Raw genomic sequence first — 24,962 nt, forward strand, 5'->3', positions numbered from 1 at the left:
TGTTTGATCACCGATATTTGTAAAAGCCCAGCGAATTTGCTACTTCCCTGAAGCAACGTCTGCAGATCATAAGGTTGTATTTTTGGATTACTGCTGTATAGTCTCCGCATCGCTTGCACCATCGTGAGCCTTTTCCGAATTCGTGCTTGTGTCTTCCAGTATACTCGTATGATCTGTCCTTCATATGATGGTCACTCCAAACTCCCTAGTTAAGAATTCTTGGGCTTCTTCTCTTGAGATTCTGTGTTCGTGTCCAACTGAGGCCTTGTGTCTGCTTCTAAGCCTGATGCTAAAGCCCGGTCTTGTTAGCGTGATTGCAACTTCCATTCCAAGGATTCCTATTTGTGGATCGTACTTTATTCCCGGAATGTCGATGTGCTCTTTGATTCCAAAGGAAACGTTGCCGAAATTATCAAAGGATCTTCCCTTTAGTCGGTTTCCTACTGCCTCTAGCAGTCGTTTTAGCAGTATGGTTGCGTCTTCGTCTCTTATTGTTACTGCGACTCCGATTGGCTCTCCCTTTCGAACCCCCCAGTCTCGTTGCGTGCCCTTGGCGTCCCGGGAGCATGATTTTTTGCCAGAGATCTGGTCGAGTGCTCTTTTTGCAATTTCGATCGCATCTCCGGACTTGCCTACACCCATATTGAGGACTACTTTTTCTAGTCGAATTGTTTTCATTGCGTTTTGTGTTGCCGACATGATTATCACGCTATTTGGATTACTGGCTCCTTTTTGCCAACCACCATTACAAGATCTGATGGAATTTCGATTTCACGCTTGCCTAATGATAATAATGCTCTCTTTGGAAGAACGAATGTTCCTTCCTTGATTTCTTTGACGTCCGCTAGTTGTCCTGCGTTTACTCCTTTGGTTACCAATACTTTGGCGCCTTTTTCCAGCGGAAGTACCTCGTTGATTTTTTGTTCCGGCACCTGCATGAGGCATGAATCTCCAACATTTGCCTTTGTGTCAGAGACTAGTGAGCGACCATCATGGAATCCTAGTTGGGTTTTGCCCTTTCGAATTGTGGTCTTGCTTGTGACCTTGACTAGCTTGACTGATTTTTCTGATGACTTTATCTTGATTGGCTCTAGTATGTGGCCCTGCTTTGGGACCAGTCTGTAAATGTCTTGGACTCCTGCTAGCTCCACAACATCCATCAGTCCGATTCCGTGGTGGACTGACTTTCTTTTTACTCCGTCAACTGATACCTTGCCGTTGTATATGGCATATTCTGCCTCTCTTGCTGTTGTGACCAGTTTTAGTGTGTCCCGGAGGAAGACTGCGCTAGGAATTGAGAAATTCTTTGAATGTGGTCCTGGTCGTACCGTTGTTACAAATCTTGGGCTCTTTCTGGTTATGCCCCAAAACATTGGAGCCATTTGTCTTTTGAGTTTCTTGCTTCCTGCTATTCGTGGCATTTACTTACTCTCCTTTTTTGGTTTGGCTGCTTTTGTTTCTTTGTCTTGCTTTTCTTTTTTTGGCGCTTCTGCTTTTGGTGTTGGTTTTGGAGCTGCTGGCTTTGCTTCCTTTGCTGGCTTGGTTGATTTGCCTTCCAGCTTTGCTGCTCGCCACTTGTCCTCGGTGTTTAGATCAGTTACTATAACATTTGATGTGTGTATGAATACGTCTAGGTTTCCGCCCTTTAGTTTTTCTTTTTTGATTCCTTCAACTGCGACTCCATTTTTCATGGCAGAAACTCGAGTTACTTTTCCAGAGACTCCCTTGAATTCCCCTCGAACCACTTTTACCGTATCGCCTTCGGTTACTCGGACGCTTCGCTTGTGGTATTTGTTTTTGAGGTCCTTGGAGAGATGGCCGCAGAGAAGCTTGCTTCTAAGAGACTGAGATGCTTGGTAAATTGTCCTGTTGCGGATTGTAGTTGGTTTCATTGTGTTATACCACCATTGATGCCAGGTTTGCTACTCTTGGCCATTTCTCGGATGCTTCGGCTGCTACTGGTCCTTTGATGTCGGTTCCCTTGATTTCGCCTTCTGGCGTTACAAGTACTGCGGCATTGTCCTCAAATGAGACACGGACTCCATTTAATCTTCTAATTGGATACTTTTGTCTAATGATTACTGCACCAAAGATCTGTTTTCTGAGCTCTGCTGGTCCTTTCTTTACTACAACATTTACAAAGTCGCCGACTGCCGCAGATGGATATCGAGATGTTCTTGTCTTTGCTCTCTTTACCATGATTATTTCCAAGATTTTTGCGCCGGTGTTGTCTGCACATGTGATCCTAGCGCCCAGTGGTAGTGCGCGGGTTACATATGGTCGGAATTCCTGTACGCCCTTTGCGGATACTGCGCGGGATTTTCCTGTAGACATTTTATGACTTGACCTCCACTACTACAAATGATACTGACTTTGCAATTGGCCTGCATTCTGCAGCAACTACAATGTCGCCTTCTTTGATTTCTTGTTTAGCTGACTTGTAAGCATGGATTGTGCTTGTGCTTCTTGCGTATCGTTTTGTCTTGGTGATATACAGTGGGTTTTCTCGCTGGATAACTACTGTGTTTTTGTTCTTGGCGCTGACTACTTTACCTTCGAATAGCTTGCCTCTGACGCTGAGGTGCTCGCCGTTGTCAGTTATGATTCCTTTGTAGACTTTGGGTTGTTCTGTCATGCTTTCACCTTTATTCTGTCCTCTGGTCTTTTTGCTATTAGATTGCCATTAATGACTTGATCGTTTGCAAACTTCCATGAGGTGTGCTGTTTTGGGATGGTTTTTTGGCCATGGTTTGTGTTAATTGTAAAGGTTTGCTGAGTTTCAAATGCGATTTTACCATTTAGGCCAATCAGTGATGTGTTATTCGAGTCTACAATTTCTGTGTGCAATCCAATGAATTCGGAGTTTAGTGCCATCATTGCTTTTTCATCTCGTTTAGTCTTGTGAGCATTCTTGCGATTTCTTTTCGCAGTGCACGAATTTTGCCGGATTCCTTGCGCAGAGTTCCCTTTGCGGCATCGGTTCTCATCTTTGCAAGCTCGACTCGTGATTGCTCTAGTCTTGACTTAAGATCAACCTCGTTTAGCTCTCTGATTGACCTCATCTTTAATTGGGCCATTTTACTTTAGTTTCTCCTCCACTTCTTCCATGAGATCCATTTGCTCAATCTTTTCCTGGTCGAGTTTGACTTGCTCGCTTTCTGTTCTTGCGATACGTTCCGATTCCTCTTTTGCCAGTCTGATTTCGCGCTCTTCTTTGGTTTCTTTTTTGCCCTTTAGCTCAAATTCTGGAATGTATCTTTCCTTTCTTGCAATTCTGATTCTAACGCCGATGTAGCCCATAGGGGTTGGAATCGGTGTTGTGTCTTCGTCAACTATGATGCTTGCAGAGTGGCCTGCTCGTGGTAAAACTCCCAGCGAGTGTTTTTCAAAGGATGAACGGTCACCTCGAAGTTTGCCTGAAACTGTGATCTGGACTCCCATTGCGCCAGCATTCATGATTTGTTGCAGTGTCCACATTGTTGCTCTTCTAAATGCTGTTCCTCGCTCGATTAGCTGCGCCAGTCTGTTGCACATGACACTTGCGGTAAGCTCTGGCTGTGAAATTTCATTTACTGCTATTTGTGGGCTTTTTAGGCCGAATCTTTTCTCCAGAGTTTCGGTTAGTTCTCTGATTCCGGTTCCTTTTCTACCAATTACGATACCGGGTCGTGTTACATGTAGTACAACTCTAGTGCCAGTTGGAGTTTTGGAAATCTCAACGTGTGAGAATCCTGCCTCTTTGATTGCACTTCGGAGATAATCTTTGAGAAGCATCATGTTGTAGTTGTCTTTGATTACATTTTTGACTGAAGACATTTTTCTAAACCTCTTGAGCCACCAGCTCGACGTGTGTTAGGACGTTGTTCTTTGGAGTTGCCCTGCCTTGTGCTCTTGGAGTGAATCGCTTGATTAGAACACCCTTGTGTGTATTTGCAGAAATGATTTTGAGTCTGTCCAAGTCCATTCCCTTGTACTCGGCATTTGCTTCCAGATTATCCAGTAACTTGATGAATTCCTCAGCAGCCTTTCTTGGGTAACGACCAGACATTACGCCAGTGTCAGAGCGGTGTCCTACTTCGTTTTTGTATCTTCTAAATGGGACTGCTCTTTTCAGTGAGATTACTTCTTGTAATGCATCTCGTGCCTTTTCAATAGACATGCCTTTGATCATTTTGGCTACCTCACGTGCATGCTTGTGAGAGAATGATTTTTCTCGAATTGATGCTCTGACGTGTTTTGTCGAGTCAAAGTTTTGAAAAGCGTAACCAAAGTCTGGCATAGTAATCACTTTAATGGTACATACAAGCTGGATCTTGATGCTCCGACGCCAGGTGCACCGTGAACGACTCGCTTGTTTGTTCTAACATATTCGCCGATAAAGTGGCCAATCATTTGTGGTGTGATTGTTACTGGAACGAATTCCTTTCCAGAAAATACGTTAACTGTTACTCCTACCATGTATGGCAGTACAATAAGATCTCGGATGTGTGTCTTGATTGGATTCTTGGACTTGCCTGCCTTGTCCGCCTTGATCTCTTCAATTAGTTTTCTTTTGCCGTCGGTGATTCCACGGGTAAGGGATCGTCTTGCTCTCGCTGGGAATAGCTCGAATAATTTTTCTAGCGACATGTTTTGGAGTTGATCCAATGGAATGCCCCTATAGTCGAATTCCTTAACCATTTATTGACACCTGTAGGTTTGAATTTTTGCGGTCCATATTATAGCATTCCTATCTTTGTTGCAAGGTCGCGTGCTTTTTCGACAGTTTCAAATTTGACAAACGCTTTTTTGCCAGAAATTGTTCTTGCGGTATTGACATCAATTGCGTTTTCTTCGTATAGTATCTTGATTGCCTCTTTGATTGTCGCCTTGCTTGCGTCCTTGTCGACAATAAAGCAGATCCTGTTGTCTTTTTCAATTAGCGAGAATGTCTTTTCTGTGACGTATGGTCTTAGAATTATTTTTGTTGCTTGTGTGGTATTCATTGTAGTGCCTCCATAAGTTCAAGATGGCGTGACTTTAGGTTTCCAATTTCGTTTATTGCCCCCTTGGTGTAAACTGTTAATCTAACTAGACTAGAACCTGGAGCCAAGTCTAGGATGGATAGATCACTTACTGCTCTCACATCTACTCCTAGGAATGCACCGCATGCCTTGGATAGGGATTTTGCGTCTTTGGTTACAAAGAGAATTGATTTGCCCGTCTTTGTTTTTCTTCCTCTAATGGATGATCTGCCAGAACGTGCCTTTCTTTTTTCTAGTCGCTCAATGTCACCAGACAACTTTAGTGCAGACAGCACCTTGGAGATTTCTTTTGCTTTAGAGATCTTTTCAATGTCATCAGATACTATTACTGGAAATGATTCAATTCCCTTGATGATGTGTCCTCGTGAGGAGACCAAGTCCTTTGAAGCAGTAGCTGCAATTGCAGAACATAGCGCTAGTCGTTTTTCTTGTTTGTTTAGTTTCTTGTAGACTATTTTTTCAGATGTTGGGGGGTGTGCTTGTCTTCCGCCTCTGACCATTGCGACTTTGGCAGCTTGTCCACGTCTTGGACCGCCGCCACGAATTCTTGCAACTCTTGCTTGGCCGTGACCTGTTGGCGGATCGTTTGATGCAGCAACTGTGTTTTGCCCAGCAGAGGGCATTCTTCCCTGTCTTTGGTAGTGGTGAGAGTCCAAGTTGACAAATGCTCGATGAATTAGATCCTTGTTTACTGGTGTTGAGAATACCATTGGCAACTCGATTTCATCTTGCTTTGTGCCAGTCAGTGACAGTGTTTGTGTTTTCATACTACAATCTCCAATATGTTTGGCTTGAGAACTTTGTTTGGAACATTTCTTACTTGGGTTCTAAGTTTTACTAGTCTTCGGTATGTTCCTGGAACTGAGCCTTTGAGAACCACAAAGTCGCCGTTGACAAACCCATAGTGTTTGTATCCGCCAGTTGGGTTGATTTTGAAATCGTCTTTGTCGGTGTTACTCATGATCATGATTCGTTTGTTGTATTCTACTCTTTGATGGAAACCACGCTGGCCTGCGCGAGGTACGGTGTACATGATGCTAGACGGTGAGATTGGACCCAATGTGCCAAGAGCTCGAACTGACTTTCTTGATTTGTGCTGCTTTTTCTTGACACCCCATCTTGTGATTGGACCTTCCCATCCTTTGCCTTTGGTAATTGATGCTACATCAACGCTTGAGCCAAGCTCAAAGACTTCTTCTACTTTGACTTGCTTTCCAAAGAGAGATTTTAGAAAATCAAATTGTTTTTTGAGGTCGCCACCTTTTACTGCAACTTCAAAAACATATGGCTTCTTTTGTGAGATTCCTGCATTGTTTGGCAGTACTGCGACAATTGCATATAGTTCACTTGTGCGATTTAGCATTTTTTCTGCTCGCTCTAGTGTTCCTTCTTTTGGTTTTAGTGTGAATAATCTTGAAACTTCTTTTGGCATATCGTTAGAATAGACGTCAAATAATGCATGTGCACCATCAATGTCTTCATAATATCCGCGAATTCCAATTACTGAGATTGGTGGTGTTGCAACTACAGTACCAAGGCTGACTAGTTGTTTTCCATGGTTTGGTGTTTTTTCTCTATCATCAATGCTTACAATTTGGATGCATCCGACTTTGAATCCAGCATAGCCCAAAAGCTTTGGCTGCTCAGATACAATGTCCGGCCAGGTTCTGATTCTTGGTTCCATGCTTTTGGCACGTCCTCTAGGCAGATATGCAAGACTACCACGGCGTGGCTGGCTGTGTTTTCTATGACCCATGGATAATCGAAAACAATTGTTAACCCCATTATATACCTAAAGATAACGAATGTTACGGATTTGTTAGTCCGCTGATCCTATACAGAATTGAAATTGCGCCAATTATGACACCTGCAATCCCTAGGCCTATTGCTAGCAAAAGAAAATTCTTCTTTGCCATAACACGGTGATGGTGGGACTTAATTTGAATGTGCCATGTTCAGAATCGACAAGATTCCGATCATGGATTCTTCCATGCGCACAGTATCGGTTGCCTGATTTGGGAAAAAGTTGAATGTTTTTGCGTTTTGGAATTGGTTTATCTTGTTGCCTAAAATGTCATACAGTCCTCGATCTGGTGCGCCAAAAACCACCAACAAAGGCTTATCGGTGTGACCATATTCTTGGAGCTGTTTTTGTGTTATTTCTTTGCCTTTTCGTGATGTTAGAATTATGGTGCCACTCCATTCTTCTAGGATTTTGATTAAGCTTGGGCGTTCTTTGACTTTGTAGCCCCAATATTGCTTGATTTCGTGCTCTGAGATTTCTTTGAATGTTATCGGATCTGTGGTTTTGATTTGGACTGTGACTCGTTTTTTGTCCCATTCTTTTCCATAGTACGGAAGCATTTGGTGAATTCCAATGTCGATGAACTTTTTTCCTTTGTGAAATATGATTGCACCTTCACGTACATCACCGGGCTTGATGTTTTTTGGATTCGAGGACAGTGAATGGTGTGGGATTTGCAGAGGATGCATTATTCCTGCATAACGAAGGTCATCTATTTTTGGAAAAATTGTTTTGCGCAAATATTGTGGCGTTTCCAAATATCGCAGTATGGTTGCCAAGAGTAGCCGATCGGACGTGTTGCCTTGGCCTTCATCGTAGATGAAAATCGTTTGTACGCCAAAAATCGCACATGCTCTTGCAATTATGGAGACTTTGCGAGACTTGTCTAGCTTGGTTGCTTCGTCTTTAAGACAGGAATCTGGAATTGCTACAGAGATATTCAAAAAATTCTACGCATTTGGAATTGGGAACTTTTGTTTTCCAAGCTTTGCATAATTTGCAATTTGCTCTGGAGTTACTTTTTCAAATTGCTTGGTTGATGATTTGATAATTGACATTTTGATGTGGTCTGTCCCTTCTTTTTGATCACTTGCAATGTAGATGCAGGAAGTAGCAAGTGCAGCTGCGTCATCTAATGATAGATCATGTTTGAAGTTCTTTTCAAGAAAGTCATTTGCTTGCTCAGAGCCTGCACCAATTGAGACTGCATCATATGCGATGTAGGTTCCACTGGGATCAGTCAGATATAGTGAGTTACCATTAGAGTCGACGCCACCAATGATTAATGCGACGCCGAATGGTCTTGCTCCACCAAACTGAGTGTATTGTTGGCATTGGTCTGCAAGATGTTTTGCGACTGTTTCAACGTCTACGGCTTCATCGTAAATTATCCTGTTACTCTGTGAGAAAAATCTCGCATTGTCTGCTTGACTTCGGGCATCCGGAATGTAGCCAGCTGCTGCAAATCCGATGTGTTCATCAATTTGGAAAATTTTATGAGCTGATTCAGAGATTTGTAATTTGCGTGGTTTTTCTTCTACTGCCATTACAATTCCGTCTTTGCTTTTAATACCAACTGCGATTGCTCCGCGTCGTACTGTTTCGATTGCGTATTCTACTTGATAGAGTCGTCCATCCGGAGAAAATATTGTAATAGCTCTGTCATAGCCTTGTTGAGAAGGAAGCAATTCTGTTTTGAGATCTTTGAAAGTTTAATTTAAGTCTAGTCATGCGTGAATCGTGCGATTTGAGATTCCATTTTTCGGACATGAAAACGTGCGGGCGCTACACACAAGGACAATAGAGATCACAACAGAACACGATCTGACACTTCAAGGAGACTGCATAGTCGGGGTTGGTGCAGATCATGGTTGTGTGAGCATACCAGAAAATCTAAAAGAAAAACTCCGCCGATCTGAATCAAAGATAATAATTACAATTCAAGTTGATGATGAAGAGTTTGTCATCGAGGGCAAAGGTCATGAAGATCTCAGACTAGAAAACCCCCACGACATTGTAATTAGGAAAAGTAATTTTCTTTGTCCGCGAACCTTGGCAATTGGATGCGACAAGGCATCTGATGATATTCCAAGAAAAATGATAAAAAAATTACAAAACCCTAAAACAAAAGGATTGTTTGTAATCGAAGTTACTTGATCTTTTTTTGTCCTGTAAGGTCCTTGTTTTCAAGAACATTTGCCATAGCCCGATTTACGATTTCGGTGAGGACAAATTCATTGTAAGCAGATTCTGACTTTTTTTGTAGTGCCGGCTTTTTTGCAATACCTTCTAGAATTTTCTCAATTTTTGCGGATGTTATTTTTATCATCGAGGAGTATTTCGAATCAAAGTCTTTTGATGATGAATTTGAGAACAGTTTGATTGAGGTACCATAGAATTTTGCAATGGCCCCCCTCACTTCTTCAATTTTTACTATCTCAATTAGGCCTGCTTCTTTGAGAATGTCCAAATGATGTCGGATTGTGGTGATGGCTTTGTTGTGTCCATTTTTTTGGAGTTCCTTTGCGATTTGTTCCGCTGTTAGTTGTTTGTGATACAGCATTTCCACTATCTTTACTCTGGCAGGATCTTCCAGGGCCTTTGCGTGTTCAACTGAGATGCTTACCACTCGGTTGACCTTGATTGTTTTTTCTAGTAATGTTGACATGATACTTGCATCTGAAGCGTTCAGCTAAAAGATCCTAGTATCACATTTTTTTGTCCAATCGCATTAACTTTTTTACACTACGAAAAATCTCGTAGTGCAAACAGAAATATTGTTTTTGCTACTAGGAATGTAGTTGCAATACAATAACATTAGTAATAATGTTATAATTCTAGTATCAAAACTAGTAATTTGAAAAAATCTAAAAATTTGGCAGCTTGGGAAACTTTGGTTCCAAAATGAATGTAAGGATGGCATCAGAATGGTTGGCTCAACTCGCAATTCGAGTTGAAAATAATACTTTGTGCCTAAAGAGTCTTGCCAGAAATTAGTTTGTAGGAATCTACGTATCGACTTGACATTTTTTGTATAATCTCAGGCGGTATGGAGGGCGCTATTGGTTCTTTGCCTGCCTTTCTTGCATCATCAAATTGTTTTTGATATCCGTTTGCAGTAAGCCAATCACGCAGAATTTGTTTGTCGTAGGACTCTTGTATCTTGCCTACGACATATGTCTCCTTTGGCCACATTCGGTATTCATCTGGACCTATTGAATCACCTAGTGTGATTACCCCATCAAGCTTGCCAAACTCCAGTTTGAGGTCTGCCAGTATGAATCCTGCGGCATCTGCAATCCCGTACATTGTATCATAGATTTCAAGCGATTTGGATTCTAGGAAATTGTATTCGTCCTCAGTTACTAGTTTTCGTTCTAGTGCAATTTTTTTGTTGATTGGTTCATCATGTTCTGATTTTGTTGTAGGATCAAAGATCGGCTTTGGCAGTTTGGCCGCAATTTCGGTTTTGCTCCCTTCTGGAATTACGATTTCGCCTGCATTCCATCGTGAAATTAGGCTACCATAGAAATATCCACGTACTACACATTCTACAGGAATCATTTGCATTTTTTTGACAATGATTTCATTTTTTGAAACCGATTTTACAAAGTGATTTTTGACAGGTAGTTTCTCAAACCAGAATTCTGCAAATTTTGTTAGTGCTTCGCCTTTGTGTGGTATCGGATCATGAAACTTGACATCATATGCAGATACACGATCGCTGAATTTGAAAAGTAGAGTGCCATCTTCCATGTCATAGACGTCTTTTACCTTACCAGAACCTATGAATTTCAAATTACACTCAAGATCTAAAGCAAAACCAGTCGTTATAACAATTTTTGAGTGGATTTTTAATTATGATATGGTAAGAAAAGACGTGAAGATTCTTCTTTTGGCTCTGTGTGTCTCCATGTCATTTTTGCCTGCCTTTGCAAGCCATACTGGGAATAGTGGAGATTCAGGTCCGGTCATATACGATCAAGGCCTAACAGTAGAACGCTATGTCAATGAAGGCATTCCAAACAGCCCAACTACAATGGCCTTTGTTGGCGACAACCTATTGGTGTTGGAGCGATATACCGGACTGGTAAGATTGGTGCGAGACGGTCAGCTCAGTCCGTGGCCTGTCCTAGACGTGTCGGTTGCAAAAGATGGAGAGCGGGGAATGCTTGGAATCACCACAATAGGAAATGATGTTTATCTTTATTTTACGGCGGCAGATTCTGACGCAGGTAAAGCAATAGAGAATAGAGTTTTCAAATATACTTGGAATGGGGACAAGCTTGTTGATCCAGTATTGCTAAAGACGTTACCAAGCGATAACTTTTATCACAATGGTGGCGCAATGACAAACCACAACGGTCAAGTCTATGCAGTAATTGGAGATAATGGGAATTATGGTTGGCTGCAGAATAGGCCCCATGAATGGAAAAATGACACCAGCGTGATTTTACGAGTCGACCCACCCGGCCCATATTATGCAATTGGAATTAGAAACAGCTTTGGCCTTGTAATCGATCCTGTTACTGGCAACCTTTGGGATACTGAAAACGGGCCTGACGAATATGACGAGATCAATTTTGTGCCAGAGAACTTTAACAGTGGTTGGATTGAGATTATGGGTCCAACAGACAATCAAACCAAAATTGATTCATTGCCAAAATACGAAAATTATGCATACAGCAATCCCGAATTTAGCTGGCAAAAACCCGTCGCCCCCACAGCAATTGAATTTGGCAGTAAGGAACTAGGACAAGAGAACAAGGTCTTTGTAGTTGACTGCAACACAGGCAATCTCTACAGATTTACCCTCAATCCAGATAGAACGGGTTTTATTTTTGAATCGCCTGATTTGCAAGACTTGGTGCTAAATGTAGACGATTCACCAGATGAAATCATAGTTGGAAGTGGATTTGGTTGTTCGACGGATATTGAGCTAGGTCCTGACGGATTCTTGTACATTTTGTCATTGTCACAGGGGGCGATTTACAGAATAATCCCCACAGCATCAGGCGAGCAGCCAATCCCAGATGCACCAAAAACAGAATTCCCAATAGAATACATACTGACCACATCTGCGATTGTTGCAACCATAATAGTTGCAGTTGTTGCTGCAATGTTGGTCAGAGTGATAATAAAGAAAAGAAAATCCTAACCAGATAGATAGTACAAAAATTTATCAATAGATTTTCCCAAAACCATACAATGCGCGACATAAATGAAATCATGCCCAAGATCCCAAACATGAAGTGGGGGGCACTAACCAACAGATACCCTACAAACAATAATGTCAAAGAGCTAGACAAAATGCTGCCACATGACAAGAAATGGCACACAGTATTTGATTATGAGGACCAAGTTTATGTCGACGATGTTCGAGTCTGGAAAAAGGACAAAAAAGCCTGGACTTAGCTTCCCATCATTCCAACCATTTTGGGTGGAGCCCTATACTCTTTGATGATTGATATTCCATTGTCTGCAGTTACCACTACTTGTTGTAAGGAATTGTCTTCTGGAGGAGATAAAATCACCTTTTGTCCTGGCTCTAGTGTCCCCAGTGGTTGAATGTCGCCATTGCCAAAGTTTACCACAATGTTGGTAAGAGGTTTAGAGCCAGTGTTTTGAATCATCACTCTGGCTGTGACAAAAAGATTTTGTGGGTCTTTGAACGGGTCCACATCTATCTGATATTCTTGTGTAGATATGACACCTTTTGTTAGTGACAGTACAGTAAGAATTCCAATTATTGCAATTGCTGCAACACCCGCAATGATAAAGAACCTGTATGTCGCCACAGCGTGATTTTAGCTAAAGTTGCTATTAAGACTATTTTCCGCCTTGTTCTGGAATTGTAGATAATGTAGTAGTCGATACCACGTTTTTGGTCTTGCGGATTTGCTTTGTTATGATATCAGAGACTACCTTGTGGTTTTGCCCCACCACTTTGACAAACAAATCATACATTCCGTATGTCCCATGGGCTTCTTTTACTCCGTCGATTTTGAGTATGTCACGCATGACATCCATTTCGTGCGCCGTTTCGCACTTTACAAGAACAAATGCAATTTCCATTATTCCCCTTTCATCTCCTCACGGGTTTTAAACTGTGGCTTTATTCCCAGGGTCTCATAGTTTCCCGTAGTGCATGTAAAGCACATCGAATTGTGTGGAATTCCTACCGCAGTCGCCAAGTTTTGTGCGTCATTATATCCTAAAAAGTCTGCACCAATGTCGCTCCTAATTTTCTCAATGATTTCTTGTTCGGTTCTGTCTTGGTTTGCCCCAGTTGCCAGCTCGTCTTGCGATGGAAAGTCAATTCCAGCATAGCATGGATATTTGATTGGAGGATATGTGATCAGCATACTGATTTTTTTGGCACCAGCACGTCTGAGTGCTTTGATGATTGCCTTGGAGCTCGTACCGCGGACCAGACTGTCATCAATTACTACAACATGCTTGCCATTTATTATTTCAGAAATAGGTATGATCCAGCGATTTATCTCGACTCTGTCTGACTGGTGTGGCTCAATGAAGCTTCGCAGTGGTCCCTTCTTGCTGTATCTGTCCTTGAGCAGCCCTTCATCAAATATCAATCCTAGCTCTTGCGCATAACCTAATGCAGCCGGTCTTGCAGAGTCCGGAACTGGGATTACCAAGTCTGCATCTTTTATTGGGAATTTTTTTGCCAAGAATTGTCCGATTCTTTTTCTTGCGACATAGATGTTTGTTCCCTCCATTTTAGATGTCGGGTGTGCAAAATATGTGAATTCAAACGAGCAATGAGAGCGCTGTTTTGCCTCCGAGAACATTTCTGTTTCCATACCAGTCTTGCTGAACTTGAGCAGCTCTCCGGGAACAACATCTCGAACCAGTTTTGCCCCTATTGCAGAAAGCGCCGATGACTCTGACGCCACAATTGAAACTCCGCCTTCTTCCTTAGAGCCTAAAACCATCGGTCGGAATCCACGCGGATCGCGCGCTGCATAGACGGCATTATCGTCAGATACAAAAGTAAAGCAATACGAGCCTGCCATTTCGTTTTTGAGAATGGATAGTGCAGATCCAAGTTTTCCATTAGTGGACATCAATGATACTAGGCGTTGTGCGGCAATCATGGTGTCACTAGAGTTTTGCGGGGTGAATGTACAACCACCAACCATGTTTGCTAGCTCCGCAACATTGGCAATTGTTCCATTGTGGGCAATGCAAAGATCCTTGACTTTGAGCGGTTGTGCGTTTTCTAGGCTGCTTCGTCCAACCGTAGAATATCTCACATGGCCAATCGCTGCAGGCGATGCGTATTCTTCTGTTATTTTTTGAAATTCGGATGATGCCGCAGAAACTAGACCCAATCGTTTCACGGGAGTCTTGTTTGGAACTGCTATCCCCCAAGCCTCTTGGCCTCGGTGTTGTAGTGCACGTAATGCATCAATTACCATAGGTATTACATTAGAGCCATCTCTTGAGAAAATTCCCACTACACCACAATTCTCTTTTACTTTAGGCATGAAGCACCAGTTCCCTCAGTGAATTAAACCACTTTTCATGTGCCTTATCAACCCTTAGTTTGGCAACTTGATTTTTCTTGTTTGAAAATACGATTTCATTTCCTTGGAACGAACCGATCTGAGAATGTGTTATGTTTTTCTTTTTGAGTGCGGCAAGCACTGGGGCTAGCTTTGATGGTTCCACTACAAGCAAATATCTAGAGTGACTCTCTGAAAACAAAATCTTGGCAGAGTCTAGCTTTTGTTGTGGCACTTTGTCTAGCGATACGACACATCCAATTTGGCTAGTCATGCACAGTTCCGATACTGCAATTGCCAATCCGCCCTTTGCACAGTCGTGTGCGGCCTTTACTTGCCCAGATTGGACTATTGACAATACCGCCTTCATGTTTTTCTTGGATTCTGAGAGGTCTATTTTTGGCGCTCGTCCGCCAATGAAATCATGAATGTATTCATAGTACTCAGAGCCGCCAAGCTCGTCTTTTGTTGTTCCAACAAGTATCAATGCGTCATTTGGCATGATTTTTTGAGGCTTGAGAGGAGTTTTCTCAATTAATCCCAGCACGCCTATCAGTGGAGTCGGCTTGATTGGACCTTGCGGAGTTTCGTTGTACAAGCTGACCTTGCCGCCAACACATGGAATCTCAAAATGTTTACAAAATTCAGTTATTCCTTTGAGCGATTCTAAAAACGTCCAAAAGATTTCTGGGTTTTCAGGGTTGCCAAATTGCAGATGATCAACCATTCCAATTGGCTCGGCTCCTGTACACACTACATTTCTGCATGCCTCTTCAAAACACCCCATTGCACCATGCTTGGGATCCAAATAGCAGTGTTTTGGGTTTCCGTCGATTTTGACTGCAAGGTATTTTTCATTGTCCAGTCGAAGTACGGCGGCGTCAGAGCCGGGCTTTACCACGGTTCTAATGCCAACCTCGTGATCATATTGTCCATAGACCCAGATTTTACTTGCAATGTTTGGACTTGATAAAAGCGACAGGATTGTTTTTGATATATCCTTTGATGCAGTAGGTTCTTTTTTGTTTTGGAGTTGCTTTAGATATGCTGGCTCTTTTGACGGCCTGTTCAACAGCGGAGCATTTGCAACTATCTCTGCAGGCATCGATGCGAGAACAGATTTTGAGTCCGTTACCTTCATGATCTTATCACCAGTTACCTTGCCGATAACAGAACAGCTGACTCGGAATTTTTTGCAAATCTTTTGTAGTTTTGGGAGTCTTTTTTTGTCGGTAATTACTAACATTCGCTCCTGTGATTCTGACGTCATGATTTCCACAGGCTTCATGTTTGGCTCACGTGTGTGGACTAGGTTCACATCCAGCTCAATTCCTACACCCATCGCATCAGCAGTCTCTGAAATTGCACATGAGAGGCCTCCACCCCCTAAATCCTTGATTGCTTTGATCAGGCCCTCATTTCGTGCCTCCAAAGTGGCTTCAATGATTAGTTTTTCAATGAACGGATCTGGGATTTGCACTGCAGAACGGTCTTCTGTTTCAAGCGAATCTGATGCAAATTGTGCACCACCGATTCCGTCTCGCCCAGTTGAACCGCCCATCAATACAACCACATCACCTGCATTTGCATGATTTTTGATCAGTCTCTCTTTTTTCCCAAAGCCAACAGATGCAACATCGACTAACGCATAATTAGAATAACACTTGTCAAATTCGACTTCGCCACCAACTGTTGGGATTCCTAAACAGTTTCCATAGTCTGCAATTCCCGTAACTGCATTTTTGAACAACCATCTTGCATGCGAGTCTTTTGTTATATCGCCAAATCTCAACCCATCAAGCAATGCAATCGGTCTTGTGCCAGCGGACAGGATATCACGAATTACTCCGCCAACACCTGTTGCCGCCCCGCCATAGGGCTCCACGGCTGATGGGTGGTTATGCGATTCTATGTGTACGGTGACTACATAGCCGTCTCCAACATCTAATACTCCAGAATCATATCCTTTTTCATGGATTACTCGCGCTCCTTTGTTTGGAAGCATCCTCAGGTGAATCTTTGAAGACTTGTACGAGCAGTGCTCTGACCATTCTGCGGCCACAATGTGTCGTTCAGTGTCGTTTGGTTGCCTGCCAATTTTTTTAGTTAGATACTCTAGTTCTTCTTTTTGTAAACTCATTTTCTGGCACCAATTGTAGCAATCAAGGATTGGAATATCATGTTCGATGGTGCACAGTCCTTGGGGTTAATTTCAGGCTCGACTGCACGTTCCGGGTGAGGCATCATGCCTACTACGTTTCCTTCTTTGTTACATATTCCTGCAATATCAAAGACAGAGTCGTTGATGTTAGAACCATACTGGAATACAATCTGGTTGTTTTTCTTGAGTTTTTCCAGATTTTCTTTATCTATGTAATATCGCCCTTCTCCGTTTGCAATCGGAATTGGAATTTTCTGTCCTAGCTTGAACTTTGATGTGAACGGCGTCTTGTTGTTTTTGACTATGAGTTCAGTCCACTGGCACATAAAGTTCAGAGACGTATTCTTTAGTAAAACTCCCGGAAGCAGTTGGGATTCCACTAGAATTTGAAATCCGTTGCATACCCCTAAAACAGGCATGCCTTTTTCTGCCATTTTTTTAACATCAGATATTATAGGGCTGTGTGCCGCAATGACTCCCGCGCGCAATCTGTCGCCATAAGAAAATCCACCTGGCAGAACAACCGCATCTAGATTCTTTGGTAACTTGTCTTCATGCCAGTAATATTTCACGTCGAGCTTGAAGACATCCTGTAGTACATGGAACATGTCGCGATCGCAGTTGCTCCCCGGAAATACGATTACGCCGACCTTCACAATTCCATTGTATGTTGCGCGATTATTAAACCAAAGCCAGCAACATCTGTTAAAAAAGACAGGAAATGAAAAAACAGATGTAAACCAAAACACCACAAATGTTTTTTATCTAGAATTTTTTCAACGGAATTATGGCCTACATACGCGATATTATGAACAAGCATGTAGTCACAATATCCAAAGAAAAGTCTGCTCTAGAGGCAGCAAAACTATTGCTGGAAAAGGATATTTCGTTTTTGGTAGTCACAGAAGGTCAAAACCCAATAGGGATTCTATCAGAAGCTGACTATGTCAAAAAGGTAGTTGCTTTGGACAAGCGTGCGTCCGAGGTAACAGTGTCGGAGATAATGTCTCCCAAATTCCGCTGGGTAGAGCCAACGACTACAATTGAGGATGCAGTACAAAAGATGCTAAACAACAAAATTCGAAGACTCGTCGTGCTGGAAGGACAAAAACTGGCAGGTGTCATAACTCAGACTGACTTGGCAGCTCACCTACGAAGCAAGCTGCTCATCGAGGAAACCGTAAAATCTATTAAAACAGACTAGATGGGTTTTGCGGAAAAGGTAACCCTGCTCACCATTGGATTGTAGATTCTCAGATCATCGCATATTTTTTTGACTGATTTTTCTGCCGATTCTTTTTTTGGCGAGGTGATTTGGAATTTGAGCATTTTGGCAGAGCGGATCTTTTTGATTGCGCCAGAGCCGCCCTTTAGGACCAGATCATTTAGAATGGTGTCCCCTTCTGGGTCGTTCATTCCAGGTTTGTTTTCTATTATCACCTGAACTTCAAAGAGAGGCAACGCTTGTGCTGTGATTTTGCTGTAATATAATGAATGTGTATCAGTATTGATTTTATAGTACGTCACCAGACAAAAAGCAAATTGACTACGCGCCATCGATACTGGAAGATTACATCCGATGAAATGGAAAAGGCCGATTTTGATCCAGCCAAAGTCCTAAACTGGGAAATAAAAGGAATCAAAGAGCCTGAAGACGAAGCAATATTCATCGGAGTGTTCTTGTACAAACATGGAACACCGCGAGACTATGATTCGATTAAAGGAATCACGATGTATCACAACAATGTCAAAAAGGACATAGTAAATGAGGTGGTAAAATTCCTCAAAGACAAGTTCGGTGGCGAGCAGGCAGAAAAAGGCGAGCGGATCTTTTTGACGGGCTCTAAAGAAATCTATACTCCAAAGGAAATAGGCAGTCTGGCAAAACAGCTAGAGTCAAAATTCGCCCTAAGGGCGATAATATCCATCGAGTTTGCAGACATTTCTGAGGAAGAGAGAAAAAAGTCTGGTCTTGCAGACGCAAAACTGTTGCCAATACCTGGCAAGCACTAGAAACCTAAATAGCGTTTTAATTGGTAATGTATCATAATGTCAGAGCTGCAAGGAATCTATGCGCATTTGGCCGAGCTAAAGACTCGACTGATTCGAATTGTAATATCTGTTGGCGCAATCATTGGGTTTTTGCTGTCATTTAGGGCAGAGCCGTTTTGGTACAATGGCATCAAGATGTACTATCCACTTCCAGACCCGCTGCACAACTTGGCGGCCCAAATTACAAACCACATGAGAATGAATCTAATCCCGGAGGGAGTACAGCTAATCCAGACAGCACCAGGTCAGGCATTTTACGCCCAAGTCTATGTTGCCGCCCTAGTTGGTGTGGTGTTGTCAATGCCAATAATAGTCAGAGAGTTGACAAAATTTATCGCCCCTGCGTTTTCTGACAAGGAAATACATTCGGTGCAAAGAGTAGCAATTCCTGCCATATTATTATTCATTGCCGGTGCCGTGTTTTCGTATTTTACTGCCATCCCGTTTATTTTGGACTTTTTGTACCAGTACGGCGAGTCTGTTGGCGCAGTCACCTTTTTGAGCATAATGGAGTTTGTGACGTTTGTCTTGCAGTTCCTATTGGCGTTTGGAGTTGCGTTTCAACTACCGCTGATCATGTACGCCGCAACAGCATCTGGTATTACTGACGCCAAATTTTGGCGCAACAATATCCGATATGCCATTGTAGCCCTGATAATAATTGGCGCGATTGTAACTCCTGACGGAAGTGGAATCACCATGTGGTTCATCTCCGGTCCCATGATTGGGCTGTATCTGGCAGGCATGGTAATAATTGAGCGCCGTGAGCGCAAAATTAAAAGAGTTAAATCAGAGAACTGAGCACTTAGAATCAAATGCTACAAGTAATAACTGGCTTTATTGCAGGCCAAGAATGGATATTTATCGCAATTGCCGCAGGCATCATACTGTTTGGCGCAAAAAAGATTCCAGAGCTTGCAAGAACACTCGGTAAATCCAGAATGGAATATGAAAAAGGCAAATTTGAGGCAGAAAAAGAACTCAAAGACCTAAAAGACAAAAAAGACTAGGATTCTGCTATTTTACAAAACTCGTCCATTACTTTGTTAAATTCCGGTACAATCTGGGATTTGCCAAAAATGCTCGCCAGCTTCATCATGCCATTTAGCTTGATATCAGCAGTAATTGTCAGCTTGGTCCCATGGTCTGTTTTTTCATAGATTTCTGAAATGTGTGTGCCCTTTATGTCGCCGCCCAAAACAAAGATGTCATGCGATTCAGGGTATTTGCTGACATGTTTTGTTGTCATGACTAGCTCTTTGTCACCCAATCTCATGTGCTCTTCCACTATGGCAATGTTTTCGCGAACTGATCTGACTCTAATCGATGGAAAATACTTTGGCAGGATATTTTGAAAACTCTCATAGTTTGCTATAATATCAAAGACGTGTTGCCGCTCGGCCTTGATGTTTTTTATAATTGTGACTTTCGGCAGTTTAGGTTCCCCATCTCTTGTATAGATCATGATCAATGTTGAACTGGTCTAGGCATTTGCCAACAGCGTGATCAATGATTTGCTCAATGGATTTGGGTTTTGTGTAAAATCCCGGAACTGGCGGCAAAATGACAACGCCCAGCCTTGCCAGTTTCAACATGTTTTCCAGGTTTATTGCGGTAAGCGGTGTCTCTCGTGTCACCAAGACCAGCTTGCGCGATTCCTTTAGTGTGACGCCGGCAGCTCTTGCCACCAGGGTTTCATCGTAACCATTTGCTATGCTGGACAGAGTCTTCATGGAACATGGAATCACAATCATTCCGTCGTGTCTGTATGTGCCTGATGATATGCCTGATGCCAAATTGGAGTCATCCGAATATTCTGTGGCCAATGATTTTAGTTGGTCCAGTTTGTAGTCGGTTTCCATTGCGAGGCATTTTTTTGCCCATTCCGTTATTACCAGATGAGTTTGGATGTTGCATTGTTTTAGCACTTCTAAAATTCGGACACCGTAAATTATGCCTGTGCTACCAGTCATACCAATTATTAGCTTCATGATATGCCTGATGTGTTTTGATTATTTTAAGCTGTGATCGGTTTGTTGTGCATTATAACTAGACAACTTGTGGTTTTGATAATACCACAACTATGCAGAACTAGGCAGTTTTGTGCGTGTTTTGATTAGGTTGTAATTTAACACTGGTGTTATCGTGGTTAGACTAGCTTTCCGGTTCTTCGTTTTCGCCTTCATAATCATCGTGGCGATGCTCTTCTGAATCATCCGAGCCACCACGGGTCACTTCACAGTTGACAATACTATTGGTCCCAGGCCCTCCAAGACATCTGTCGTTGTCAGTTACAGGGTTTGGTGTTTCTCCGCCATCCATGGTGTCGTTGCCAGGGCCACCATGTATTTGATCATCGTGTCCTTGGCCGTTTAGTGTGTCATTTCCGTCCCTGCCAAATAGTTTGTCATTGCCATCTCCTGCATTGATGACATCATTGCCTTTTCCTGCTCCCAACCAATCATTTCCGGGTCCGCCAGATATTGTGTCATCGCCTTGATTTGCATGCACTTCATCGTTTCCATCGCCTGCATCTATAGCATCATTGCCCTTACCGCCAAAAATCTTGTCATTTTGGTCGCCGCCGTCTAGAGAGTCGTTTCCGTCACCGCCTTGTATCTTGTCATAACCGATTTCACCATATAGATCATCATCGTCTTTTCCACCCCAGAGCCTGTCGTTGCCGTCGCCACCGTAGATTATGTCGTCTCCCTTGTCTCCATACAGCTTGTCTGCTCCCGCATCACCATACATGGTGTCGTTGCCATCACCACCCCAGATCTTGTCCGCTCCATCGCCTCCGATTAAACAGTCGTTGCCGTTCTTGCCCTTGATTTTATCATCGCCGCCATATCCTCGGATCAGGTCTGCTCCATTAGTACCAGAGAGATTGTCGTTGCCTGAGGAGCCATCAATTATGTTGTATGATGATTCTGGCAGGCCGCAGAAGAGTGTGGCCGACTCAGTCACGGTTATTGTTATTGTTGCAGAGTCGGCATCCACACCATCAGTTATGGTATACAAGAACGAGTCAGTGCCAAAGAATCCAGGACTTGGCAAATACGTAATAGTGTTGTCTGAATTGACAGATGCGGTTCCGCTAGTCGGTGATGCAACTGACAATATCGATAATACTCCTTCTATGTCGGAGTCATTATCCAGAACCGGAATGGTAACTGGCGTGTTATGTTGGGTTGTCGCAGTATCGTCTGCTGCTACTGGCAGATCATTTATCGAGTTGATTGTGATTGTGACGGTTGTGGTGTTACTGGTGTCTTCACCGTCTGATGCTCTATATGTAAAAGAGTCAGAACCGAAGTAGTTTGGATTTGGGGTGTAGGTGAACGAGCCGTCAGTGGATAATGCCAGAGTGCCGTGTAATGTATTATCAACTAAAATGGCAGTAAGAGTTGTTGTTTCCACATCTAAATCATTTCCTAATACTCCTGGAATTGCAACAACTAGTGCTTGGTCTTCGTCAGTGCTGTAGGCATCAGGCATTGCTGTTGGGACATCGTTTACCGACAATATAGTAACGGATACTGTGGCAGTTGCTGGTGCGCCCTCAGAATCTACTATAGTATAAGTGAATGAATCTGATCCGAAATAATCTAAATCTGGGGTGTATGTGATGGAATCAGGACTAGACAGCATTGCTGTTCCGTGTGACGGTGTGTCAACGGATGATATGGTCATTGATCCTTCTTCATCAGTGTCATTGACTAGCACGTTGATTGTTTCTGCAGTGTCCTCATTTGTAATTAAAGCGTCATCGCCTGCGGTTGGCAAGTCATTAACTGGGGTTACTATTACAGATACAGTTGCAGTGACAAATCCTCCATTTCCATCAGATATTGTATATGCAAATTGATCTGATCCGAAATAATCTAAATCTGGGGCATAGCTTATTGTTGTGCCGTCAGTTGATGCAATGCCATTTGCCGGATCTGTTACTGAGACTATTGTTAGATTATCACCGTCAATGTCTGCATCATTGGTCAAGACAACAATTGGTGTCGGTGATGAATCTTCCAATACGGTTGTAGAGTCATCTCCTGCGGTTGGATCATCATTGAGTGGGTTTACTGTTATTGATACGGTTGCAATATTGGAGTTTAGCGAGCCATCGTTTGCTTGGTATGTGAAAGAGTCAGAACCGAAGTAGTTTGGATTTGGGGCGTAGGTGAACGAGCCGTCAGGGTTTAATGTTAGTATGCCATGTGATGGGGTCATTACTAGTGTAGCAGTAAGTACTGGCGAGTCGACATCAGAGTCGTTGGCTAGAACTCCTGGTACAACTAGTATGCCGTCTTCGTCTATTGAGTAGATGTCGTTTGTGGCAATCGGGGCGTCGTTTTCTGCACCGACAAACACAGTTACGGTTGCGCCAGATTGTGCTCCCGCCGAGTCCTGCATTACATATGTGAACGTATCAGTGCCTGCAAAGTTTGGTGCCGGAGAATACAACACAGAGTTGCCAGAGATTGCCACTCCGCCTGTTGCGCCTTGTGTGACAGAGACCAGTGTCTTGACATCTAATAGATCAACGTCTACATCATTTGCTAATACGTCAATTGCTACTGGTAGGGAATCTTCCATTATAGATGCAGTATCAGCATTTGCTATTGGTGAATCGTTGACTGGGTTTACTGTTATTGATACGGTTGCAACGCTCGAGTCTGCGGTTCCGTCGTTTGCAACAAAGGTAAAGGAATCAGGACCGAAGTAGTTTGGATTTGGGGTGTATGATGTAATAGATGATGTAGGAGTTATTGTGGTTATTGGTCCAAGTGTGCCATGTGTTGGGCCTGCCACCACACTAAATGTCAGAGAATCGCCGTCAAGATCAGAGCCAGTGAGCGTTATTGTTACTGCGGTGTCTTCAGACGTGGCCATATCATCAGAGTTTGCTGATGGGATGTCATTGACGGGGGTTACTGTTATGGTTACTGTTACGATATCTGATTCTGAGAAATCATCATATGCCCGGTATGTGAAAGTGTCAACTCCATCAAAGTTTGGATCTGGTGTGTATGCAAAGTTACCTGTTGTCTCTAGCAATAGCGTACCGTTAGATACATCATCTACTAGTAAGGCACCGAATGGATCTCCGTCTGGATCAGAGTCGTTTGCCAGAATTCCAGGAGGTCCAACTACAAGTGTGGCGCCTTCCGCCATCATATAATCGTCATCTGTTGCCACTGGAATGTCGTTTACAGATGTTATCGTAACAGATACGGTCGTAGTGTCCGCATCCAAATCCGCATCAGTTATCGTATAGGTGTACGAGTCAAAGCCGTTTTGGTCTGGGTTTGGAATATAGGTTATGGTGTTATCTGGGTTTACTGTCGTAGTGCCCTTGGCTCCATGTGTTGAAGAGATTGTAAATGGAGCATTACCTGTGCTAATGTCATTTGCAAGAACATTGGTTGCGATTGACATGTCTTCGTTTGTGGTTACAAAGTCATCTATCGCATTGGGAAGAATATCGGCCGAGTCATCATTTAGTATTGTTCCTCTTCCTTGAGGGTCATTAAAGGCCGCATTTACTGGTGCAAAAAGATTAACAAAAAAGAACTCATTTGGCTCAAACGTCGTATCCCCGTTTATTACCACAGAAGCAACAGTGTTGAGCTGCCCTGCAGGAATGGTAACTAGGCCAGAAGACATGGCATAGTCATTATCAGATACAGTGGCTGAATCATCTGCAGTGACATAGTTTACAGTTACTGGCAACGTGTGTGTGGCAGTAAGCGATATAGTAAATTGCGCAGTACTTGTGCCAGAGTTTCCTTCTGCTACTGCAACATCGTTTATGAGTATTCTTGGGATTCCATCATCGTTTAAAATCGTGCCGGTCCCATCTTCATTTGCGCTAGGCAGGTTTGCACCCATCGCATTTGAAAGCCGCACCAAGAATACTTCATTTGGCTCAATACCAGTATCGCCTTTAACGACTATTGTTATTGTTTTTGCAGATTCACCTACTGCAAACGAAACAATTCCATTTTGTTGTACATAGTCAGACCCAGAAGACGCAGTTATCTCAACAGTAGCAAAATTAGCAGAGACAGGTGTAAGTGGAGGTGAGGAAAGAGACACCGTAAATACAAAGTTAGTGTTTCCAGCATCGCCTTCAAACGCGGTAACATCATTGATGTCCATTGTTGGAAGGACTTGTGCGAATGCTTCTTGTATCAAAAACCCAGAAACAACCGTTCCTGTCAACAATATTACAGAAAGAAAAAGACTAGTCAGCAATGCATAGTCAAATCGCATCATAAAACCAAGGCCTCACAGAGTATGATAGTCCTATTCCTCATTGGCACAAAAAACACTCTTTCTTATTTAAAGGATCATTTGTTCATTTGAGGCTGCACTACCCACACATC

Annotated in this window: 34 protein-coding genes; 7 read left to right on the top strand and 27 right to left on the bottom strand. The window is 42.8% G+C overall.

Features of this window, described 5'->3' with window-relative positions; genetic code table 11:
- Positions 1 to 7 precede the first annotated feature (7 nt).
- The 16 genes from NAQ_RS02855 to psmA all read right to left on the bottom strand — a co-directional run bounded on the left by NAQ_RS02855 (position 8) and on the right by psmA (position 8,516).
- Positions 8 to 184: a 30S ribosomal protein S14 gene (locus NAQ_RS02855; protein ID WP_100182160.1), complete on the bottom strand. Its 177-nt coding sequence runs from the start codon at positions 182 to 184 to the stop codon at positions 8 to 10.
- Positions 181 to 702: a 50S ribosomal protein L5 gene (locus NAQ_RS02860; RefSeq protein ID WP_100183409.1), complete on the bottom strand. Its 522-nt coding sequence runs from the start codon at positions 700 to 702 to the stop codon at positions 181 to 183. Before NAQ_RS02860 ends, NAQ_RS02855 begins: the two co-directional genes overlap by 4 nt.
- Positions 703 to 704: 2 nt before the next feature.
- The gene (locus tag NAQ_RS02865) at positions 705 to 1,421 is read right to left on the bottom strand and encodes a 30S ribosomal protein S4e (protein ID WP_100182161.1); all 717 of its coding nucleotides are present in this window, start codon (positions 1,419 to 1,421) and stop codon (positions 705 to 707) included.
- Positions 1,422 to 1,892 (bottom strand): 50S ribosomal protein L24, encoded by a 471-nt coding sequence (gene rplX, locus NAQ_RS02870; RefSeq protein WP_100182162.1) that lies wholly within the window; start codon positions 1,890 to 1,892, stop codon positions 1,422 to 1,424.
- A 4-nt stretch (positions 1,893 to 1,896) separates the two neighbouring features.
- Positions 1,897 to 2,334: a 50S ribosomal protein L14 gene (locus NAQ_RS02875; RefSeq protein ID WP_100182163.1), complete on the bottom strand. Its 438-nt coding sequence runs from the start codon at positions 2,332 to 2,334 to the stop codon at positions 1,897 to 1,899.
- Between the two features lies 1 nt (position 2,335).
- On the bottom strand, positions 2,336 to 2,635 hold the full coding sequence (gene rpsQ, locus NAQ_RS02880; protein WP_100182164.1) for a 30S ribosomal protein S17: 300 nt from the start codon (positions 2,633 to 2,635) through the stop codon (positions 2,336 to 2,338).
- Positions 2,632 to 2,877, bottom strand: a complete 246-nt coding sequence (locus NAQ_RS02885; RefSeq protein WP_100182165.1) for a ribonuclease P protein component 1 — start codon at positions 2,875 to 2,877, stop codon at positions 2,632 to 2,634. Before NAQ_RS02885 ends, rpsQ begins: the two co-directional genes overlap by 4 nt.
- Positions 2,874 to 3,077: a 50S ribosomal protein L29 gene (gene rpmC, locus NAQ_RS02890; protein ID WP_100182166.1), complete on the bottom strand. Its 204-nt coding sequence runs from the start codon at positions 3,075 to 3,077 to the stop codon at positions 2,874 to 2,876. Before rpmC ends, NAQ_RS02885 begins: the two co-directional genes overlap by 4 nt.
- 1 nt (position 3,078) lies before the next feature.
- Complete coding sequence (locus tag NAQ_RS02895) at positions 3,079 to 3,816, bottom strand: 30S ribosomal protein S3 (protein WP_100182167.1); 738 nt, start codon at positions 3,814 to 3,816, stop codon at positions 3,079 to 3,081.
- 4 nt (positions 3,817 to 3,820) lie between these two features.
- Positions 3,821 to 4,279, bottom strand: a complete 459-nt coding sequence (locus NAQ_RS02900) for a 50S ribosomal protein L22 (protein WP_100182168.1) — start codon at positions 4,277 to 4,279, stop codon at positions 3,821 to 3,823.
- A gap of 5 nt (positions 4,280 to 4,284) precedes the next feature.
- The gene (locus tag NAQ_RS02905; protein WP_100182169.1) at positions 4,285 to 4,680 is read right to left on the bottom strand and encodes a 30S ribosomal protein S19; all 396 of its coding nucleotides are present in this window, start codon (positions 4,678 to 4,680) and stop codon (positions 4,285 to 4,287) included.
- A 38-nt stretch (positions 4,681 to 4,718) separates the two neighbouring features.
- Positions 4,719 to 4,985 (bottom strand): 50S ribosomal protein L23, encoded by a 267-nt coding sequence (locus tag NAQ_RS02910; RefSeq protein ID WP_100182170.1) that lies wholly within the window; start codon positions 4,983 to 4,985, stop codon positions 4,719 to 4,721.
- Positions 4,982 to 5,791, bottom strand: coding sequence for a 50S ribosomal protein L4 (gene rpl4p, locus NAQ_RS02915; protein ID WP_100182171.1), 810 nt, complete (start codon positions 5,789 to 5,791; stop codon positions 4,982 to 4,984). Before rpl4p ends, NAQ_RS02910 begins: the two co-directional genes overlap by 4 nt.
- Positions 5,788 to 6,780, bottom strand: coding sequence for a 50S ribosomal protein L3 (locus NAQ_RS02920; protein ID WP_100182172.1), 993 nt, complete (start codon positions 6,778 to 6,780; stop codon positions 5,788 to 5,790). The genes rpl4p and NAQ_RS02920 overlap by 4 nt, the downstream gene beginning before the upstream one ends.
- Before the next feature lie 179 nt (positions 6,781 to 6,959).
- The gene (locus NAQ_RS02925; protein ID WP_100182173.1) at positions 6,960 to 7,772 is read right to left on the bottom strand and encodes a putative RNA uridine N3 methyltransferase; all 813 of its coding nucleotides are present in this window, start codon (positions 7,770 to 7,772) and stop codon (positions 6,960 to 6,962) included.
- A 6-nt stretch (positions 7,773 to 7,778) separates the two neighbouring features.
- Entirely contained in the window at positions 7,779 to 8,516 is a 738-nt protein-coding gene (psmA, locus tag NAQ_RS02930; protein ID WP_100182174.1) for an archaeal proteasome endopeptidase complex subunit alpha, read from the bottom strand.
- 52 nt (positions 8,517 to 8,568) lie between these two features.
- On the opposite strand from psmA, the gene NAQ_RS02935 reads away from it, so the two are divergent.
- The gene (locus NAQ_RS02935; RefSeq protein ID WP_100182175.1) at positions 8,569 to 8,985 is read left to right on the top strand and encodes a DUF371 domain-containing protein; all 417 of its coding nucleotides are present in this window, start codon (positions 8,569 to 8,571) and stop codon (positions 8,983 to 8,985) included.
- Here NAQ_RS02935 and NAQ_RS02940 read toward each other — a convergent pair.
- Both NAQ_RS02940 and purC read right to left on the bottom strand, forming a co-directional pair.
- Positions 8,978 to 9,496, bottom strand: a complete 519-nt coding sequence (locus NAQ_RS02940) for an ArsR/SmtB family transcription factor (protein ID WP_100182176.1) — start codon at positions 9,494 to 9,496, stop codon at positions 8,978 to 8,980. The two genes, NAQ_RS02935 and NAQ_RS02940, sit on opposite strands and share 8 nt — an antisense overlap.
- Before the next feature lie 305 nt (positions 9,497 to 9,801).
- Entirely contained in the window at positions 9,802 to 10,626 is an 825-nt protein-coding gene (gene purC, locus NAQ_RS02945) for a phosphoribosylaminoimidazolesuccinocarboxamide synthase (RefSeq protein WP_100182177.1), read from the bottom strand.
- Between the two features lie 82 nt (positions 10,627 to 10,708).
- Between purC and NAQ_RS02950 the strand changes: the two genes are divergently transcribed.
- On the top strand, positions 10,709 to 11,986 hold the full coding sequence (locus NAQ_RS02950) for a PQQ-dependent sugar dehydrogenase (RefSeq protein ID WP_245871694.1): 1,278 nt from the start codon (positions 10,709 to 10,711) through the stop codon (positions 11,984 to 11,986).
- Between the two features lie 50 nt (positions 11,987 to 12,036).
- Positions 12,037 to 12,243, top strand: a complete 207-nt coding sequence (locus NAQ_RS02955) for a hypothetical protein (protein WP_100182178.1) — start codon at positions 12,037 to 12,039, stop codon at positions 12,241 to 12,243.
- Here NAQ_RS02955 and NAQ_RS02960 read toward each other — a convergent pair.
- The 5 genes from NAQ_RS02960 to purQ are packed head-to-tail and all read right to left on the bottom strand — an operon-like array spanning position 12,240 to position 17,174.
- Positions 12,240 to 12,626 (bottom strand): hypothetical protein, encoded by a 387-nt coding sequence (locus tag NAQ_RS02960; protein WP_245871695.1) that lies wholly within the window; start codon positions 12,624 to 12,626, stop codon positions 12,240 to 12,242. The two genes, NAQ_RS02955 and NAQ_RS02960, sit on opposite strands and share 4 nt — an antisense overlap.
- Before the next feature lie 31 nt (positions 12,627 to 12,657).
- Positions 12,658 to 12,903: an Lrp/AsnC family transcriptional regulator gene (locus tag NAQ_RS02965; RefSeq protein WP_100182179.1), complete on the bottom strand. Its 246-nt coding sequence runs from the start codon at positions 12,901 to 12,903 to the stop codon at positions 12,658 to 12,660.
- Positions 12,903 to 14,339: an amidophosphoribosyltransferase gene (gene purF / locus NAQ_RS02970; RefSeq protein ID WP_100182180.1), complete on the bottom strand. Its 1,437-nt coding sequence runs from the start codon at positions 14,337 to 14,339 to the stop codon at positions 12,903 to 12,905. Before purF ends, NAQ_RS02965 begins: the two co-directional genes overlap by 1 nt.
- Positions 14,332 to 16,497, bottom strand: coding sequence for a phosphoribosylformylglycinamidine synthase subunit PurL (gene purL, locus NAQ_RS02975; RefSeq protein ID WP_100182181.1), 2,166 nt, complete (start codon positions 16,495 to 16,497; stop codon positions 14,332 to 14,334). The genes purF and purL overlap by 8 nt, the downstream gene beginning before the upstream one ends.
- Positions 16,494 to 17,174 carry a phosphoribosylformylglycinamidine synthase subunit PurQ gene (gene purQ, locus NAQ_RS02980; protein WP_100182182.1) on the bottom strand — a complete coding sequence of 227 codons (681 nt, stop codon included), beginning with the start codon at positions 17,172 to 17,174 and terminating at the stop codon, positions 16,494 to 16,496. The genes purL and purQ overlap by 4 nt, the downstream gene beginning before the upstream one ends.
- A 131-nt stretch (positions 17,175 to 17,305) precedes the next feature.
- Between purQ and NAQ_RS02985 the strand changes: the two genes are divergently transcribed.
- Entirely contained in the window at positions 17,306 to 17,722 is a 417-nt protein-coding gene (locus tag NAQ_RS02985; protein WP_100182183.1) for a CBS domain-containing protein, read from the top strand.
- On the opposite strand, the gene purS is transcribed toward NAQ_RS02985, so the two are convergent.
- Entirely contained in the window at positions 17,719 to 17,979 is a 261-nt protein-coding gene (gene purS / locus NAQ_RS02990; RefSeq protein WP_100182184.1) for a phosphoribosylformylglycinamidine synthase subunit PurS, read from the bottom strand. The genes NAQ_RS02985 and purS overlap by 4 nt on opposite strands.
- 123 nt (positions 17,980 to 18,102) lie before the next feature.
- On the opposite strand from purS, the gene NAQ_RS02995 reads away from it, so the two are divergent.
- The 3 genes from NAQ_RS02995 to NAQ_RS03005 are packed head-to-tail and all read left to right on the top strand — an operon-like array spanning position 18,103 to position 19,580.
- Complete coding sequence (locus NAQ_RS02995) at positions 18,103 to 18,531, top strand: hypothetical protein (protein WP_245871760.1); 429 nt, start codon at positions 18,103 to 18,105, stop codon at positions 18,529 to 18,531.
- Positions 18,532 to 18,567: 36 nt separating this feature from the next.
- A complete protein-coding gene (tatC, locus tag NAQ_RS03000) occupies positions 18,568 to 19,371 on the top strand; it encodes a twin-arginine translocase subunit TatC (protein WP_100182186.1) in 804 nt (267 codons plus the stop codon).
- A 14-nt stretch (positions 19,372 to 19,385) separates the two neighbouring features.
- Positions 19,386 to 19,580: a twin-arginine translocase TatA/TatE family subunit gene (locus NAQ_RS03005; protein ID WP_100182187.1), complete on the top strand. Its 195-nt coding sequence runs from the start codon at positions 19,386 to 19,388 to the stop codon at positions 19,578 to 19,580.
- Here NAQ_RS03005 and NAQ_RS03010 read toward each other — a convergent pair.
- From NAQ_RS03010 to NAQ_RS03020, 3 genes are all read right to left on the bottom strand, one after another.
- Positions 19,577 to 20,035, bottom strand: coding sequence for an SRPBCC family protein (locus tag NAQ_RS03010; RefSeq protein WP_245871696.1), 459 nt, complete (start codon positions 20,033 to 20,035; stop codon positions 19,577 to 19,579). The genes NAQ_RS03005 and NAQ_RS03010 overlap by 4 nt on opposite strands.
- Positions 20,007 to 20,561: a UbiX family flavin prenyltransferase gene (locus tag NAQ_RS03015; protein ID WP_100182188.1), complete on the bottom strand. Its 555-nt coding sequence runs from the start codon at positions 20,559 to 20,561 to the stop codon at positions 20,007 to 20,009. The genes NAQ_RS03010 and NAQ_RS03015 overlap by 29 nt, the downstream gene beginning before the upstream one ends.
- Before the next feature lie 163 nt (positions 20,562 to 20,724).
- Positions 20,725 to 24,852 carry an Ig-like domain-containing protein gene (locus NAQ_RS03020; protein WP_100182189.1) on the bottom strand — a complete coding sequence of 1,376 codons (4,128 nt, stop codon included), beginning with the start codon at positions 24,850 to 24,852 and terminating at the stop codon, positions 20,725 to 20,727.
- Positions 24,853 to 24,962: the final 110 nt, after the last annotated feature.

It is taken from the genome of Candidatus Nitrosotenuis aquarius, assembly GCF_002787055.1.
Lineage (GTDB): Archaea > Thermoproteota > Nitrososphaeria > Nitrososphaerales > Nitrosopumilaceae > Nitrosotenuis > Nitrosotenuis aquarius.

Bases quoted from the DNA above. Each gene is read 5' to 3' on its own strand.
- rplX (WP_100182162.1), bottom strand. From the start codon at position 1,892: ATGAAACCAACTACAATCCGCAACAGGACAATTTACCAAGCATCTCAG.
- NAQ_RS02885 (WP_100182165.1), bottom strand. From the start codon at position 2,877: ATGATGGCACTAAACTCCGAATTCATTGGATTGCACACAGAAATTGTA.
- NAQ_RS02875 (WP_100182163.1), bottom strand. From the start codon at position 2,334: ATGTCTACAGGAAAATCCCGCGCAGTATCCGCAAAGGGCGTACAGGAA.
- NAQ_RS02855 (WP_100182160.1), bottom strand. From the start codon at position 184: ATGAAGGACAGATCATACGAGTATACTGGAAGACACAAGCACGAATTC.
- NAQ_RS02900 (WP_100182168.1), bottom strand. From the start codon at position 4,279: ATGCCAGACTTTGGTTACGCTTTTCAAAACTTTGACTCGACAAAACAC.
- NAQ_RS02910 (WP_100182170.1), bottom strand. From the start codon at position 4,985: ATGAATACCACACAAGCAACAAAAATAATTCTAAGACCATACGTCACA.
- NAQ_RS02895 (WP_100182167.1), bottom strand. From the start codon at position 3,816: ATGTCTTCAGTCAAAAATGTAATCAAAGACAACTACAACATGATGCTT.
- NAQ_RS02985 (WP_100182183.1), top strand. From the start codon at position 17,306: ATGGCCTACATACGCGATATTATGAACAAGCATGTAGTCACAATATCC.
- NAQ_RS02955 (WP_100182178.1), top strand. From the start codon at position 12,037: ATGCGCGACATAAATGAAATCATGCCCAAGATCCCAAACATGAAGTGG.
- purF (WP_100182180.1), bottom strand. From the start codon at position 14,339: ATGCCTAAAGTAAAAGAGAATTGTGGTGTAGTGGGAATTTTCTCAAGA.
- rpsQ (WP_100182164.1), bottom strand. From the start codon at position 2,635: ATGACAGAACAACCCAAAGTCTACAAAGGAATCATAACTGACAACGGC.
- rpmC (WP_100182166.1), bottom strand. From the start codon at position 3,077: ATGGCCCAATTAAAGATGAGGTCAATCAGAGAGCTAAACGAGGTTGAT.
- NAQ_RS02995 (WP_245871760.1), top strand. From the start codon at position 18,103: ATGGAAAAGGCCGATTTTGATCCAGCCAAAGTCCTAAACTGGGAAATA.
- tatC (WP_100182186.1), top strand. From the start codon at position 18,568: ATGTCAGAGCTGCAAGGAATCTATGCGCATTTGGCCGAGCTAAAGACT.
- NAQ_RS02920 (WP_100182172.1), bottom strand. From the start codon at position 6,780: ATGGGTCATAGAAAACACAGCCAGCCACGCCGTGGTAGTCTTGCATAT.
- NAQ_RS03010 (WP_245871696.1), bottom strand. From the start codon at position 20,035: ATGATCTATACAAGAGATGGGGAACCTAAACTGCCGAAAGTCACAATT.
- NAQ_RS02940 (WP_100182176.1), bottom strand. From the start codon at position 9,496: ATGTCAACATTACTAGAAAAAACAATCAAGGTCAACCGAGTGGTAAGC.
- NAQ_RS03015 (WP_100182188.1), bottom strand. From the start codon at position 20,561: ATGAAGCTAATAATTGGTATGACTGGTAGCACAGGCATAATTTACGGT.
- NAQ_RS02965 (WP_100182179.1), bottom strand. From the start codon at position 12,903: ATGGAAATTGCATTTGTTCTTGTAAAGTGCGAAACGGCGCACGAAATG.
- NAQ_RS02865 (WP_100182161.1), bottom strand. From the start codon at position 1,421: ATGCCACGAATAGCAGGAAGCAAGAAACTCAAAAGACAAATGGCTCCA.
- NAQ_RS03020 (WP_100182189.1), bottom strand. From the start codon at position 24,852: ATGATGCGATTTGACTATGCATTGCTGACTAGTCTTTTTCTTTCTGTA.
- NAQ_RS02905 (WP_100182169.1), bottom strand. From the start codon at position 4,680: ATGGTTAAGGAATTCGACTATAGGGGCATTCCATTGGATCAACTCCAA.
- NAQ_RS03005 (WP_100182187.1), top strand. From the start codon at position 19,386: ATGCTACAAGTAATAACTGGCTTTATTGCAGGCCAAGAATGGATATTT.
- purL (WP_100182181.1), bottom strand. From the start codon at position 16,497: ATGAGTTTACAAAAAGAAGAACTAGAGTATCTAACTAAAAAAATTGGC.
- rpl4p (WP_100182171.1), bottom strand. From the start codon at position 5,791: ATGAAAACACAAACACTGTCACTGACTGGCACAAAGCAAGATGAAATC.